The following is a 15,891-nucleotide window of genomic DNA, read 5'->3' as shown; positions in this document are numbered from 1 at the left end:
TGCAATCAGAAAATCGTCATCAAAAATTACTCAGTAACCTTACCCCCTTCTGCCTCAAACACTCTCAGAATAAATTTCATCTGTTCCTTGTGTTGCGGAGTCAGATTAAAGCCACGATTTTGATCGCTTTCGTGGTAGATCTTCACTGTACTGGAGGATAAAATATCTTCGAGCAGACGTTTTTGCTCTTTATTTAGTGGGGCATCATACCACCTCCAGCCCTGTTTAATTCTCAATCTTATGACTTTAGGCCCTTCGAAACCGACTTCTTCCATAACGGTTAGTGCAAGCGGTGAGGGAGAAATTCCCTGGCTGATCTTATCAGCTGATTTTGACACCAAATCTGCTTCAAATTCCTTAAGCTGATTAAAAGCTGCTTGCGCCCGTTCGCGCGCTTGTGTTAGTTGTTGTTCATTTTGCTTTTGCTTTTCCCTCGAATATTCTAAAGATTTTTCGAGAATCTGCTTTGAGTTCTTAACCGCTACTCCAAAATTCTGAGCCGCCTCTACAGCTACCTTTGCCAGTTCTTCACAATATTTGAGTGATTTTAATCTTCGCTGAACCAGTTTTTTATATTTCTCGTCCTTCCTATTTTTATCAACTTTGAAGTCCTTAAATTCGGCAAGATAAGTTTCTTCAGCAGCCTTACTTGTTTTGTCAGCTTCCCTCGCTTCTTTTTCCGCTAATTTTACCAACTTATTTGCTTCAGCAAGTTTTGCATTGAATGCTTCCTCTTGGTTGTCAATTTTTTTCTCTTCACCAACTTTATACGTCGCATTATCTGTTTTGATAACAAATTCTCCCCAATCAACTTTGGTTCGAACGAGTAAGCTCATCCGCAAACAGAGAATAGGAGGCTGCCTGTCAACTTTCCTAAAATAGAGTTGAATATTTCTGTGACTGTATTTTGAGAATGGTGCATCTTCATGGTATACCATGACGAATGGATTGAATTCCTCATCAAATCTCTTGTTGTAAAATAATTTAGAGTCAAAGTACTCTTGTTCCGTAATTGGTGTCAACTTTATTTTGACCCGCTCCCATTTGTCCATACTTCGACGGACAACTCCTAGTTCCAGTTCATCCTTGTATGTTACTTCTTTGAAGATCTTATCAGCATCAGCAGCGGATCTGAGTAATCTACCATTTACGATTCGAATCAGATCTAAATCTTCTAAGCCTGCAATTGCAGCACGCGAATCATTTTTCACCGATTGCACGATTACCGCATTTCCCGAACGGGGAGGAAATTTTGGAATCTTCTCCCCATCTTTTTTGAGTGCCTTTTTGTAATCTAAGACAGAGATCGTATCGAAACCCATATCATAAGACTTGCGCGGATCTTCAGCATGGGCTAAAAGCAGGCAGGTAAACAGAATCGTGCACAAGAAAAACAACCTTTTCATGAACTGAATCCCAGATATATAAAGAAAACGGCAACACACAAAACATACGTCCATTATGTTGTTATGGCCATTTAATTGCAAGGAAAACACAAAAAAACAGCTCGAAAGAGCTGCTAATGCTTTTGATTCCGATCTCTTGGTTTTAGCTGGAAGTTATATCTGGCCAATGGTGATGCGTTTCTTATGAGTTCTTCCCCTCATAATTTCCATCCGTCAGGTAACACAGTTCCCTTAGGCACAACGATGATACCGTCTCGGATCAGGACATCAGAATGGTCGAAATCCTGTTCGGTGTGGCCGTTGAGTTCAATGCGAACGTTTTTGCCGACACGGCAGTTTTTATCGACGATGGCACCGTCGATGAACGCCCCCTCATCAATGCCAAAGGGGGGTAAGCTTTCGTTCTCAGTATTGATTTTAGATTGATCCTGATAGAAATCGGCCCCCATCAATACTGAGTTGCGGATCGTCACATTCTTGCCGATGCGACAACGGAGACCAATGACACTATTTTCGATCACAGTTCCTTCATCGATTTCACAACCATCTGCAATCAGGCTGCGATTAATCGTCACCCCTTCACAGCGTGTTGGTGGCAGAAAACGTGGTCGGGAATAGATGGGCGCTTTCTCTACCACAAAATCGAATGGCGGATTGGGATTCGCCAGTGCCAGATTTGCTTCGTAAAAAGAGCGGATCGTCCCAATATCTTCCCAATAGCCATCGAACAAATGCGCATGGACCTGATGCGTACGAATCGACATCGGAAAGATTTCTTTACCGAAGTCTTCATAAGTCGACTTCTTCAATAGATCGACCAGTAAATCGCGATTGAATAGATAAATGCCCATACTGGCCAGACAGTCGCGGCCTTTACTTTCGATGCCCTGCTGATCTATCCAGGCCGGAGAGGTACGTACCAGTTCGAGTTCTTCTTCCGTCTGTGGTTTTTCCAGGAAACCTTCCACGCGTCCCTCATCATTGACGCGCATGATCCCGAAAGCGGAAGCCTGCTCGCTGGAAAGCGGTACCGTTGCAATTGTGACATCGGCTTGAGAATCGATATGTGTTTGCAGCATTTTCTGATAATCCATCCGATAAAGCTGGTCACCGGAGAGAATCAAAACATAGTCGATACCCGATTGTTCAATGACGCGAATATTTTTGCGAACGGCATCGGCGGTTCCCTGATACCAGTCAGTCCCTGACATCGTCTGCTGTGCTGCCAGGATTTCCACAAATCCGCCACCAAACGAATCAAATTTATAAGTTTGCCGAATATGACGATGCAGGCTGACAGAATTAAATTGTGTGATCAAATAAATGCGACTTAATTCACTATTGATACAGTTCGAGATCGGGATATCAATCAAACGATATTTCCCGGCCAGTGGTACAGCGGGCTTTGAGCGAAGTTGCGTAAGTGGAAACAGACGTGTGCCCTTGCCGCCCCCGAGAATGAGGCTGACTACATTTTTCATTGAATGACTCGATTCTAATGCGCTGCTGATCCTATAAGTTCACGCAGCTTTATTAGCAAACTTAATGAACAGTTTGCTCTTTATTTGTTGTCTTGCGTATTGTTTTCATGTTACTCAGATTTTGACTCACAAACTAGTTTATAATGACCTGTACTCCGAGTGCTTGGAAAAAAATTTCGATTAAATTCAAATCTGTATTGATCAGGCAATTTAGGAGAATTCCAGGGTGGGAACTGCTTAATGAGAGCGTTAAGATATGATAAATTCCCATTCAAAAAACGGTTTTTGTCCCATCAAATTCTCACCGAGGAGTATCACTTTGTTTCCTGCCCGTTGTCTGAAATTGTTTCTCTCAAATTCACACTATTTGTGTTCAGTTTGTACTAGTTTGTTATTGTTAATTGCTCCTCGAACGGTTCATAGCGAAACACCGTACACTCCTGCAATCGCTGAAGCATCTCAGGAAGGTGAACAGGCCATTCAAGGTTTCCGAGTTCCGGAAGGAATGAGCGTCAGCCTGTTTGCAGCAGAACCATTATTGGCGAATCCAGTAGCGTTCTGTATTGATGAACAAGGACGTTTTTACGTTGCCGAGACATTTCGTCAAGGAAAAGGAGTCGAGGACAATCGCGGCCATATGACCTGGCTGCACGATGACCTGGCTCTCGAAACAGTCGAACAACGACTGAAAATGTTTCAGAAACATCTCAAAGAAGAAGTTAATCAATATGGCCTGGAACATGACCGTATCAGCTTGCTGGAAGATCGAAACCACGACGGAAAAGCGGATTATACCAGTGTTTTTGCTGATGGTTTCAATGGGATCCTGGATGGTACGGGAGCCGGTGTGCTGGCCCGAGGTGGTAACGTGTATTACACCTGTATTCCCCATCTCTGGAAACTAAGTGACACAGCCAACGAGGGTAAAGCGAGCCTACGGGAAAAGCTGAGCAGCGGTTATGGTGTACGTGTTGCCTTTCGTGGTCACGATTCGCATGGGTTGAAGATGGGGCCCGATGGCCGACTCTATTTCAGTATTGGCGACCGCGGATATAACATCAAAACCAAAGAAGGCAAACATTTGTTTCGACCAGATACGGGCGCCGTATTCCGTTGTAATCTAGATGGCAGCGAACTGGAAGAATTCGCGTATGGGTTGCGAAATCCACAGGAACTTGCGTTTGACGATTACGGTAATCTCTTCACAGGTGATAATAATTCAGACAGTGGAGATCAAGCCCGCTGGGTCTATGTCGTCGAAGGCGGTGATACAGGCTGGCGGATGTATTATCAGTACCTCAGCGATCGTGGACCGTTTAACCGAGAGAAGATCTGGCATCCGGCGCATGAGGGACAACCGGCTTATATGGTGCCGCCCATTATCAATCTGTCTGATGGTCCTTCTGGACTGGTTCATTATCCAGGTGTGGGACTTTCTGATCGTTACAAAAATCATTTCTTTCTGGCAGACTTCCGAGGCACTCCATCCCGTAGTGGTATTCGTTCCTTTGCCGTTAAGCCCAAGGGGGCTTCATTTGAATTGACTGATTCGCATGAGTTTATCTGGTCGATTCTGGCCACCGATGTCGATTTTGGCTATGACGGCAGTCTGTATATCAGCGACTGGGTTAACGGCTGGAACGGCCTCGGTAAGGGCCGCATTTACCGCTTTACTGATACTAAACACGTCAAGTCTGCCACTGCCGCAGGTTCCGTAGAACTCATGAAGACCGGTTTCTCAGAACGTTCTGTCGCGGAACTCGTCAAGCTGTTGGAACACCCTGATCAACGAATCCGCACCGAAGCTCAATTTGCTCTCGTCGATCGAAGTGCACTTGATGCCTTGCAAAATGTCGCATTAAACTCATCACACCAGTTAGCGCGGCTCCATGCCATCTGGGGCATCGGACAACTCGGTCGCAAAACGAGATCTGCTGTCTCGGGCATTCAAAGTCTACTTCATGATTCCGATAGTGAAGTACGCGCGCAAACAGCCAAAGTAACAGGTGAAGCAGACTGGGAGGCTGCTGCTCCTGCGCTCATTACGTCGTTATCAGATTCGAATGCCCGAGTCCAATATTTTGCGGCCGTTGCATTGGGAAATCTTCAAACAGAAGCGGCAATTCCTGCCCTGTTTGAAATGCTTAAGACAAATAACAACACCGACCCGATGCTTAGGCACGCAGCGATTCTAGCATTATCACGCATTGGCGATGCAGATTCATTAATTGCCGCTACAAAAAATGAATCGGCAGCGGTCCGCCTAGCAGCCGTTGTGGCACTCAGACGCCTGCAACGTAAAGAAGTGGGTTTGTTTTTACAGGATGCTGATCCGCTGGTCGTACTCGAAGCAGCCCGCGCGATTAATGATGAACCGATCCCCTCAGCCTTCTCTGATCTGGCGGCTGTTTCAATTCGTTCTGATATGTCCGACGCCTTGCTGCGACGAGTGATGAATGCGAACTTCCGATTGGGTACTAAGGACAGCGCACTTCAAGTGGCAAAAATCGCTGCTGATAATAATATGACCGAACCATTGCGACTGGAGGCAATTGAAGAATTGAATCAATGGAATGAACCTTCACCCTTAGATCGTGTGCTGGGACGCTGGCAACCACTTGAGCAACGAAAGCAGATCGAACTGGCTGGGATTATCGGTACGATTGTTCCCGATCTATTTCAAAGCTCAGAAAAAGTTAAAACAGCAAGTACCGGACTGGCAGCAAACTATGGCATCAAAGCAGCAGCCCCCCTGTTAGCAGAGATGGTCCTTGATAAGAAGCGTCCCGTTGAAGTGCGTGTAGCCTCTTTAGTCGCACTTAATAAACTCGACTATTCGAAAATTACCAACGTCGCGAAAACGGCAATCAAAGCTGCCAAACCTCAGTTGCGCGTGAGCGGCAGAAACGTTTTGGCTCAACATCGTCCTGATGAAGCCCTTCCCGTGCTGGAACAAGCGATCAAGAAAGGGCAAACCAGGGAAAAGCAGGGAGCGATACAGACACTGGCGACAATGAATTCACCTGCTGCCACTGAGATTTTGGTGCGTTGGATGCAACGACTCGTCAAACAGGAAGTTCCCTCTGAAATTCAATTAGATCTCTTGAAAGCGGCTGAGGAGAAGCAGTCGACTGAGCTAAAGCAATTGCGAGCAGAATTCGAAACAAATCGGCCGAAGGGTGATGCGATTTCCGGATATGTTGAGACACTGGCAGGTGGAAGCGCAGCACGCGGACGTGAGATCTTTTATGGCCGCAGTGATACTTCATGCCGACGTTGTCATAAGATTAATGACAATGGAGGAGAAGTCGGCCCTGATTTATCTTCGATTGGAATCGATAAAGACCGAAGATATCTGCTGGAGGCAATTGTAGCCCCGAATAAAGCAATCGCAAAAGGATTTGAAACTGCAGTCCTCGCGATGTTAGATGGTAAAGTGATCGTTGGTATTATTCGTAAGGAGACGGACAAAGAAATTGTACTCATGGACGCGAAAGGCACAATCAGTCGCGTGAACAAAGACGACATCGACGAGCGGGTCGCAGGGAAATCGGCGATGCCGGATGAGATTGTCAAACAACTCAGTAAGGACGACTTACGGGATCTGGTCGAATTTCTTTTTCAGCAAAAACAAAAAAAGAAAGGAACCGCAAAGAAACATGAGGGATAAGGGATCGATTGTATAATTGAAAAAATAATTATAGAATCGCCTCCTTGTTTTGAATATCGATGCTGGATAAAATAAGAAAACAACAAATAAGAGGAATACACCTCTGTCATGTTGATTCAAAATCGTGAGTTGACCCTACAAACACTAAACTGGGAACCCCCGAAATTCGGCTGCGTGTAAACCCGGTATACCCGGGAAACACAACCCGGATTATCAGGTTCCCACTTTGCAATCACGGGTTCTAATATACCCGCGTCTGAATCACTTGGCGGAGGTTTTTTTATGGGCTTGTTCGACCAACAGGAAGCCAGCAATCTGGAAAAAGCGAAACCGTTGGCTGCCCGCATGCGTCCCCAATCGCTGGAAGAATTCGCCGGCCAACAGCATTTCCTCGGTGAAGGCAAGCTCCTGCGAAGAATTCTGGCCGCAGACCGCATCGGTTCGCTTATCTTTTATGGTGCTCCGGGAACTGGAAAAACCTCTCTGGCCGAGTTAATCGCTCAGCAATCTCACCGCCGTTTTGAAGCGTTGAACGCCGCCTCTGCTGGAATTAAGGAAGTTCGTGCCGCGCTGGATCGAGCACGCGACGAACTGGCAACAGGTGGAAAGCAAACTATTTTGTTCATCGATGAGTTGCATCACTTTAGTAAAGTCCAACAGGATGTCCTGTTGCCTGATGTGGAAACGGGTATCGTTTCTTTAATCGGTGCGACGACGTCGAATCCATTTTTTTCGCTCGTTTCTGCTTTAATCAGCCGCAGTCAGATCTTTGAGTTTCAACCTTTGACTTCTGAAGACGTGCGACAGTTAATGGAACGCGCTCTAAACGATGAAAAACGGGGACTGGCCCGGTACAACGTGACAGTTGATCCGGAAGCGTTGGATTTTCTAATTGAAGTCTGTGATGGTGATGCGCGACGGTCTCTGAACGCGCTGGAAATTGGAGTGCTTTCGATCACTGGAAGCGAAAGAGTGTTCGATCTGGAGGTCGCTCAGGAATCGATTCAAAAAAAAGCCGTTCAATATGATCAGGACGGAGATGCACACTATGATTCTGCCAGTGCGTTGATCAAAAGCATGAGAGGCAGTGACCCGGATGCTGCCTTATACTGGTTAGCGCGTATGATTGAAGCGGGAGAAGACCCGCGGTTTCTTGCGCGCCGTATCGTTATCGCTGCGGCCGAGGATGTCGGTAATGCCGACCCAACCGCACTGATTCTGGCTACATCCGCTTTTGAAGCAGTCGAAAAGATCGGGATGCCCGAAGGTCGCATTTTACTCTCACAGGCAGTTACTTACATCGCAACTGCACCGAAATCAAATGCCTCTTATGTTGCCATTGATGAAGCCATTCATGATGTAAAAAACAAAGCATTAATCCCTGTTCCCATCTATTTGAAAGACAGCCACTACTCAGGCGCCAAGCAATTAGGGCATGGCGAAGGATATCAGTATGCGCATGATTCCGAACAGGGCTGGGTCGATCAGGATTATCTGGGGGTCGAAAAAGAGTACTACCGCCCGGTCGAAAGAGGGTTTGAAGCCACAATTCGTAAACGACTTGAAGTTTTCAAGCAAAGACGAAAAAAAACAGGAACGGATGATAACAACCGTTCCTGATCCCCCCTCTGACTCACATCAACCGCTCAGCACAACGGTTGCTGTTTCAAACCTACAATCGTGATCGCTTTGGCAACTTCCCGCTCTTGTAATAATCCTTCCAGGTTCGGCATGAAATCAACCGACATATACCATTGCATGAGTACATCAAACATCGGCTCAATTGCCTCTTCTTCAATCCCGAATTCTTCTTTCATGGGTGTCGCTTCTTCGGGAGGCATATCCTGAAATTGACTAATTAGTAAAAAGTCACCTTCATTCGATAAATTCAAATGTAAATTTCGAACTTCTGAAGACAGAAAATGATCAATGGCAATATGCACATCCAACGGTCCGCCTTCAAGGTAACGGCGTGCTTCCTCTGGTTGCTCATCTATAATACGAGCTGCAGATTCACATACGGCGTAGACCACACTCTCATCAACGAGATCACCTTCAATGCGTTCATTGGAAAGATGCTTGGCCCAGGTTACGGATAACAAATCCAATTGAACATGCGGAGGAACGCTTCGCAGAAAGGGTACTTCCGTCAGATAACCAAAGGATTCAAACGGATCATCTCCCACTTGCTTTGCCAGAGCAATTCGCTCCAGCGTATCCATAAATGCAATTCGGAAAGCAATGTAGCTCAGGAATGTCTGCGGCAAGATGTCTTTTGAAATGGTAAGCATGTTTTTAGTCGCTATGGCAAAAGTTGTGAATCTCAAAAAGTTCATGCAGGGAAAATGAAAATACGTCAAACACTGTCATGAAGTCAGTTACATATTGTTTGTGACAGATATCACTTTGCCAGAGAGGTATCCCAAACACAATAAAAAAGTTTTGAAAAAACCCTGAAATTTCAGGGATCGATTAAAGTGCATGAGTCTTGCTTAACACTGTAAAACAAGGCCTAAATTACTCACAAAAACATAGTTAGCGCAAATCACTTAATTAGCAATCTGTCACTGATTGTTATAACCGTTACAGCTCAACATCACTGGCACCAATTTTATGCATTGGCGCAATTTTGAATCTGCATCAAACAGTAATTCAGAAGTGTCATTAAGTCAGAAACGCAGCGCAGATCTCAAATTGTACCCAAAATACAAATTGCTATAACAGGCATTGACCAACTCATCCCACTTTGTAACCGCTTGGAATCAATAGTATTGAGAGACCAGTCATTTCAGACTCTTGCCTCAGCAATGAGAACAAGAGTCTGATTGTATCGATTTTGAATGCAGCTTGAGGTTTGACATCAAAGATCGAGTTGATTCAAGATCGAAATTTTTTAGGGAATTCAGAAAAAATGCTCATTGAGAAGAGCAATTTTTCTTACGAGATGTCCCACATACGTCTTAAACCTGACTCAGCCTTGTATCACATTCCGTCTGTTGAGCTGATAATGTTCCCTCGATTTCCTGAATTCGGAGAATTGCATCATTAAACGTTTCGAGGCAATTTCCATCAGCCACATTTTCAAAAATCCTTAAACGTTCCAATGTACGTTCCACATGTGGTTTCAAGCCTGTGAAGAACACGATCGCTCCCTGCTGATGGGCCTTTTCAACAATATCATCGAGTAAATAAGCCCCCGACATATCTACCATCGGGACACGGGCCATCCGGATTATCAGATATTTGTAATCAACTAATGCAGAAGAGGCGCGGTAGATCGTATCTGAGACACCAAAGAAAAGAGGACCTTCCAGGCGTAACTTGAGAACCTTTTTCTTGAGTTCTTCCGGCATAGGAACATCGCCGGGCAAGGGACGATTGACTTCATTGAGGTTCACCACATTCTGCTCATAAGCCTGCCCCAGTTCGTGCACGATACGCACGAAGGCAATTGTGATCCCGACCCCCATAGCTACCAGTAAATCAACCGAAATCGTAAGAATCAAGACGGCCCAGAAACAGATTGAGTCCATAAAAGGCATGCGGTGCAACACTGGCAACACGCGGTAATCGATGATGTCCATGCCCACTTTGAGTAAGATCCCCGCCAGACAGGCCATCGGAATAAAGCTGGCATAAGGTGCTAAACCAAGCATCAACGCCAAGAGCACAAGACCATGAACAATCGAAGCTAAGCCCGTTTTTCCTCCACACTTGATATTGGCAACCGTTCGCATGGTAGCAGTCGCAGTGGTCACGCCCCCCACAACTCCACAGGCCATATTAGCAATCCCCTGCCCAAAGATTTCACGGTCACTGTTATGCCGCTCATTCGTCATGTTATCTGCAACCAGACAAGTCAACAGGGAATCAAAAATACAAAGTCCGGCCAAAGCAAACGCACCACCTATCATATCGCCAAACCGAGAAAAATCAGGCCAGTATAAATGCGGCATACCAACGGGCATCGAGGAAATATACTCAATGTCATTGAAGTGAAAGAAATGTGCGATACTCGTGCCTACAATTAAGCCTAACAGGGGTGCCGGCAACCATTGTTTCTTAGTAATACGAGGCCAGAGCAAAATCGTAAAAAATGTGGCTAACGAAACAATCAATGCATGCGGTTTTTCATGCATGATATCATAGGGAATCTGCTTAATGGCTCCCATCACTGAGTTCGGCGTGGCAAAACCCAGCATAGGCCGAATTTCAAGCAGGATAATGATGACACCGATTCCACACATAAATCCAGAGACGACTGAGTAAGGTGTGTAATAGATGAAGCGGCCAATTTTCATTAATGCCAACGCGATACATACCAGACCGCTTAAAAAGACCATTGACATCGCAAATCCGATGTCAGGTTCTCCAGATACCAGTTTGGTGGCTGCAATAATTGCCGCCAGCTGAACCACTTTGGGTCCGGTAGGACCGCTGACCCCCGTATGGGAGCCTCCAAATAACCCAACGAGGATCCCTCCACAAATTGCAGCCCACATGCCGGCTTCAGCCCCTAAACCAGAGGCAACACCAAATGCCAATGCCAGCGGCATTGCGATCACTGCAACCGTAATACCAGACAGAATATCGTTCGGCACATTCGTATGCATGATTTTGATGTTATGCCAGGGATTAAATTCACCGAGATAACGTTTTAGATTAAACTTTGTTTGGATTGAATTATTTTGTGACATGAAAGTCATCCATATATTAATGAGTCTGTAAATAGATCTCAGATAAGAAAAGAAGAAGACAATGCTCACGAGAAGTCAGCGCAATTATTGGGTAGAACTACGATTAGTAATCAAAGCCAGATCTGCAATGATCGAAAACCGTGTCTAAAAAAGCGCAGCAGAAAAATCAGTGAGCACTAAAAGCGGCTGAATGCTGGGAAAAACAAGCATTCCTTAGCAGGTGACAGGAGGTCCCCGGGAATCACGCCTTTCATAACGATCCGATTCTTTGCAACTGAAAACAGCATTTTGAATTCGGGGATTCGTTAGCGAAATCTCTGTCGAGAATTTGAGATCCTGGATCAGAGTCTCTTCTTCACCAGAGTCTTCACTTTCTTCCAGCTCCAACTCAGAATAGAGCCAATCTGGATTCGACTCAGGAAACTCAACGAGAATCGGCCCGCCCAGTAGAAAAGCCATGTCCAGCATAAACACTGTACAAAAGGCGAATAACAATGATTGGCGGGCATATTGAAACATGTCTGGATACTATTTTCCGTTTATTGCTTTGTCAATGATGGGTTTATGACCTAACTTAAAAGTGTGAGGTCTGTTTCGTTCATTTGGATGTCAGATCTTCTAAGTTCTTTCTAAGTCATCACTAAATCATATTTTCCTTGCTCACCAGCATTCACATTGGTTTGCTGTCATGTGAGAATATGAGTAGCATCAACAGAATATGTCATATATTAAAAGATGGACTGATAGGAAGATCTTACCGTTTAGAGCAATCTAACATGTTAAAAATTATTTAAAGCATGTTTGCCTACCTAACTTCTTGAAATCACTCATATTTAGATATCATACGGGGCCACAGGTCCTGGATCTCGAAAGCTTGAGGATCTGATGAATATTTTAAATTGTCGTAGTTTGATACGTTTCTCTCTGATCATCGCAATCGTGACCTGTTGCATCCATTTAAGTCAACAAGATGCACCTGCGCAATCAATGAAACAGGAATTATGTGATTGCTCTCCCGAACTCACCTTGTTGTTACGTGTTAACGATGTCAGACGAACCGCAACACTGATTACTAAAGCAGGTGGCAAAGTTGTCTACGATCCCAATCTGGGTATCGGAAACGACATTCCCTTTCTGGTTGTGAACCTTCCGCCAAGTAAACTGAACGATAAAAAATTCATCGATTCACTCAAACTTCCTTCAGGTGTGATGGAAGAAATTATACCGGAAAAAATTGTTCCTCAGGCGGAACCGGAAGTAACAGGCACAAAAGTCACTGAACTAAAAGCTGCTCCGGAAGCAGATTTTGACTCACTATATGTTCCACTGGATGACATCAAAATTCCAGCGCTGAGAAAACGTGTCGCCGGCAAAGGTCTGGGTGAAGGTACCATTGTCGCGATTATCGATACAGGCATTGATACCACTCATCCTGTATTTCAGGATCGTGTCATTTTCTGGAACGATGCCACACGTGAGGGCCGTATGAAATTAACCCGTCTGCGTCAACTGGATGGAAAAATTGAAATTGAGCCCCGTAAATTCATCGCCCTTCCGGAGACAATTAAAGAGAACGACTATGTTTTCTTTGGTTATATTGATGAGAAAAAGCTTGGATTTCAGCAAGGAGATATTTGGACCACCCTCGGTAAAGAAGGTGTCGATATCAATCGAAATGGAACCAAAGACGATAAATTAATGGTCGTCGTTGGCTCAATCCCCAATCCGGTCTTCAAGAAAGAAGCAGAGAAGAAGGAAGAAGAAAAGAAAAAGGCAAGTACAGAGAAAAAAGAGACCGACAAAGACGCGCCGTTGGTTGCTAAAAAACCGGATCTCGAAAAACGAGATCTGCCCAAAGAATACACACTGGCTTTCGTTGATGTCGACATGGATGGCAAATTCAGCAAAGAGGAAGCCAAGACACCAATCATCGATTTCAATACCGCACGGAAAATGCAAAGAGACGGTCTGAAAGTTCCTTATCAAACGATGCTGGAATTTCCTTCTCGAACCAAACGCATCGCTTATCCCTTGTTATTCCGCCCTGATGCAAAAAAACAAGTCACAGAAATCACGATTGCCTTCGATCAACAGTCGCATGGCACACACGTCGCTGGGATCGTTGCCGGTAGTGGAGTACAAATTGAAGGCGCTGCCCCCAAAGCGGAACTGATGTCTATTAAGGTCTGTTCGGGACGCAGCTGTACCGATCAGGCGATTATTCGTGGTATCATCGCGGCCTTCTTTAATCCCGAAGGTTATGTCCCCGATGTTGTAAATATCTCTCTGGGAAGTCACGAAGGTTATCTTAAACGACCGTTGAGTATCCTCATTCAGGATTTATCAGCAAAGTTCGGCACAACATTTTTCGTATCCGCATCGAATGATGGTCCGGGTTATCGAACGATCAACGGCCTGGCAGGCTCCAGCCCCGCTGTGTTTGTGGGTGCTCATGTTTCTGCCAACACATTAAGAGAACATTATCGTCTGGCGGAGGGAGTGAATGCTCCCGAACACGGCTTACTTTACTTTTCCTCATTAGGCCCGTCTTACACAGGAGAAATGCGTCCGAATGTGGTTGCCCCTGGTTCTGCGCTTTCATCGACCCCTTTGAATTCAGATGGATCGAGTATGTTTAATGGAACCAGTATGTCCTCCCCCATTGCCGCTGGTGCAGCCGCGGCCATGTTATCATTGGTTAAAGCGGATAAAGCATATGAAAAAGTGCTGGAGCGACAAAAACAAAAAATCCAGGCCATTCGAAAGAAATCGTCAGACAGTAAATACTCACTCACATCATTGGCCTTGAGCATGCGACTCGCTTTAGAAAATTCAGCGATGCGTATGAAAGGATTTACCTATGCCCAACAGGGGGCGGGTCTCATAGACATCGACAAAGCCTATCCAGAATTCCTGAGGCTGGCCAATTTAACGGTGAATCCCAAAACACAAACTGCAGAATTCAGTATCAATCGCTATTCGAAATTTAATCGACTTTATGACCGATCCAATAACATTGCCGCTCACAAAAAAGTCGACCTGGATCTGAATATCGATGGTGAAGTTTCTGATCGTGGAAGCCTGTTACTAAAGAATACACCTGCCATTGTGAAACTGGAAAAAGTGGAAATTCAAAACAGTGATGGCACTGTGACTACTCTGGATGTAAACGGGAATAAAGAAAAAATTCCTTTTTCTATTGCTTTGCCAGGTAAAGAAGAAGCACAGGGAAATCAGATCTCTCTTGTGCTCTCGAACAGCAGTAAATCCTATTTTTATAGTACTCGTAAACGTGAGTTAATGGAAACCGGGAAAACTTATCTAGCTTATTATACGGTTTCACAGCATGGCGAACGGGAATTCAGTTTCCTGGACGTCGTTCATAAGCCTATTGAATTATCTGATCTTCAAACAGAAGTGAATCTTCCTGGTATCGCTCTGCGAGATTCTGACCGTGTTGCCGCGTTTGTGGTACCACAGCAAACAATCTCAGCCGGTGCTTATCACCGTTATCCGATTGCCATCACACGACGCGATAGCAGTCTGTCTGTCATGCTCGGATTTGAAGCGCAAAGTTCAGGACGTTTGTTGGTCAGTGTGTTTAATCCGGATGGCAAAGAAATTGGCTATCGCGTGATTCAGCAAACAGCACAGCTGGGAGGCGACAGGTCAAATGCCAGTCTGACTGTGAAAACAAAAGAAGAGGGGATCCATGAAGTTGTCGTCAGTACCTACAGTGGTAACTGGCTCAATGAGTCCAAGTATGACCTTCTGATTGAAGCCCAACGCTTCAATGCTTCAAACGATAAACTCGCGATTTCGACTGTTGATTCCGGGAGAGAATCTGAGAAGCTGGTTACGTTCTTAAACTCCTCAGGGCAAGTGCGAAGTATGAGTGCCAGTCTGGGGGGACTGACACGGGTGGTACCGCAGGAGAAATTCCCGATTCTGGCCAATTATCGCACCTTCCGCAAACTTGATATACCTTACTGGCGACCGGAAAGTGGAGAATCTAAAACAACCAGTGTGCGGCTGACATTTCCACCCGATGATAAAAAATACAAAGGTTTTAGCGGGCGTATTGATCATCGCCTGTATAAAAAAGGTCCCGATGGCAAAATGGTTCAAGCTTATAAGGGATCGTTCGCAGGTCGCGGAAAATCGTTTAATAACATTCCTCGGCCAGAACCTGGTAAACCTTATGAAACACTGTATGCGGCGGTCGATACTTTCTTTACAGTCCCCTTTGACGAAGGTTTGAAGCAGAGCCAAGGGACGATCACGCTCGATGCTTACTTCCCGGGAATTCCTGTAAAGATGGAAGGCGCGTTCCAACTCAGCATTCTACCCGTTGGCAGACCGGATGTTTACATCCTGAAGATCAAAGCTCCCAAAAAGTTGATTGATGCCTCGGCTGCGAAAACATCTCACAGCAGTCCCTCACAGGCGACTCTGGAAATCCCCACAAAAATTGGTGGTGTGTCGAAAATCAAAGTCACGCTTCCTGTGACAGTGACTCCAGATGTGAAATCAACCCTGGCAAAACAACTCATTCGCTCGAGCATCAGTATTTCCACCAGTGATTCCAGAATTTCCGATTCGATCCCGATTGAAATTTCACAATAGGCCTTGATGTA

General features: G+C 45.3%; 8 protein-coding genes and 1 other RNA gene. 4 read left to right on the top strand and 5 right to left on the bottom strand.

Annotated features, from left to right (window positions below; all coding sequences use genetic code 11):
* Positions 1–26: 26 nt before the first annotated feature.
* Positions 27–1,406 carry a hypothetical protein gene (locus V144x_RS06915; protein WP_144983342.1) on the bottom strand — a complete coding sequence of 460 codons (1,380 nt, stop codon included), beginning with the start codon at positions 1,404–1,406 and terminating at the stop codon, positions 27–29.
* Positions 1,407–1,603: 197 nt separating this feature from the next.
* Entirely contained in the window at positions 1,604–2,887 is a 1,284-nt protein-coding gene (locus V144x_RS06910) for a glucose-1-phosphate adenylyltransferase (protein ID WP_144983340.1), read from the bottom strand.
* 394 nt (positions 2,888–3,281) lie between these two features.
* Here V144x_RS06910 and V144x_RS06905 point away from each other — a divergent pair, with 394 nt between their 5' ends.
* The 3 genes from V144x_RS06905 (at position 3,282) to V144x_RS06895 (ending at position 8,177) form a co-directional block, all read left to right on the top strand.
* Positions 3,282–6,557 (top strand): PVC-type heme-binding CxxCH protein, encoded by a 3,276-nt coding sequence (locus tag V144x_RS06905; protein ID WP_232102742.1) that lies wholly within the window; start codon positions 3,282–3,284, stop codon positions 6,555–6,557.
* 97 nt (positions 6,558–6,654) lie between these two features.
* A non-coding RNA gene (gene ssrS / locus V144x_RS06900) (6S RNA) lies at positions 6,655–6,836 on the top strand.
* Positions 6,837–6,839: 3 nt separating this feature from the next.
* Positions 6,840–8,177, top strand: coding sequence for a replication-associated recombination protein A (locus V144x_RS06895; protein ID WP_144983334.1), 1,338 nt, complete (start codon positions 6,840–6,842; stop codon positions 8,175–8,177).
* A 26-nt stretch (positions 8,178–8,203) separates the two neighbouring features.
* Here the strand turns inward: V144x_RS06895 and V144x_RS06890 are convergent, their stop codons facing one another.
* From V144x_RS06890 to V144x_RS06880, 3 genes are all read right to left on the bottom strand, one after another.
* Positions 8,204–8,848, bottom strand: coding sequence for a hypothetical protein (locus V144x_RS06890; RefSeq protein ID WP_144983332.1), 645 nt, complete (start codon positions 8,846–8,848; stop codon positions 8,204–8,206).
* 669 nt (positions 8,849–9,517) lie between these two features.
* Positions 9,518–11,254, bottom strand: coding sequence for a SulP family inorganic anion transporter (locus V144x_RS06885; protein WP_197998798.1), 1,737 nt, complete (start codon positions 11,252–11,254; stop codon positions 9,518–9,520).
* Between the two features lie 213 nt (positions 11,255–11,467).
* The gene (locus V144x_RS06880) at positions 11,468–11,773 is read right to left on the bottom strand and encodes a hypothetical protein (protein WP_144983326.1); all 306 of its coding nucleotides are present in this window, start codon (positions 11,771–11,773) and stop codon (positions 11,468–11,470) included.
* Between the two features lie 366 nt (positions 11,774–12,139).
* Here V144x_RS06880 and V144x_RS06875 point away from each other — a divergent pair, with 366 nt between their 5' ends.
* Positions 12,140–15,880: a S8/S53 family peptidase gene (locus V144x_RS06875; RefSeq protein ID WP_144983323.1), complete on the top strand. Its 3,741-nt coding sequence runs from the start codon at positions 12,140–12,142 to the stop codon at positions 15,878–15,880.
* Positions 15,881–15,891: the final 11 nt, after the last annotated feature.

It is taken from the genome of Gimesia aquarii, from assembly GCF_007748195.1.
Taxonomy (GTDB): domain Bacteria; phylum Planctomycetota; class Planctomycetia; order Planctomycetales; family Planctomycetaceae; genus Gimesia; species Gimesia aquarii.
This window is presented reverse-complemented; position numbering and strand designations above follow the sequence as displayed.

Bases quoted from the DNA above. Each gene is read 5' to 3' on its own strand.
- V144x_RS06915 (WP_144983342.1), bottom strand. From the start codon at position 1,406: ATGAAAAGGTTGTTTTTCTTGTGCACGATTCTGTTTACCTGCCTGCTT.
- V144x_RS06910 (WP_144983340.1), bottom strand. From the start codon at position 2,887: ATGAAAAATGTAGTCAGCCTCATTCTCGGGGGCGGCAAGGGCACACGT.
- V144x_RS06895 (WP_144983334.1), top strand. From the start codon at position 6,840: ATGGGCTTGTTCGACCAACAGGAAGCCAGCAATCTGGAAAAAGCGAAA.
- V144x_RS06890 (WP_144983332.1), bottom strand. From the start codon at position 8,848: ATGCTTACCATTTCAAAAGACATCTTGCCGCAGACATTCCTGAGCTAC.
- V144x_RS06885 (WP_197998798.1), bottom strand. From the start codon at position 11,254: ATGTCACAAAATAATTCAATCCAAACAAAGTTTAATCTAAAACGTTAT.
- V144x_RS06880 (WP_144983326.1), bottom strand. From the start codon at position 11,773: ATGTTTCAATATGCCCGCCAATCATTGTTATTCGCCTTTTGTACAGTG.
- V144x_RS06875 (WP_144983323.1), top strand. From the start codon at position 12,140: ATGAATATTTTAAATTGTCGTAGTTTGATACGTTTCTCTCTGATCATC.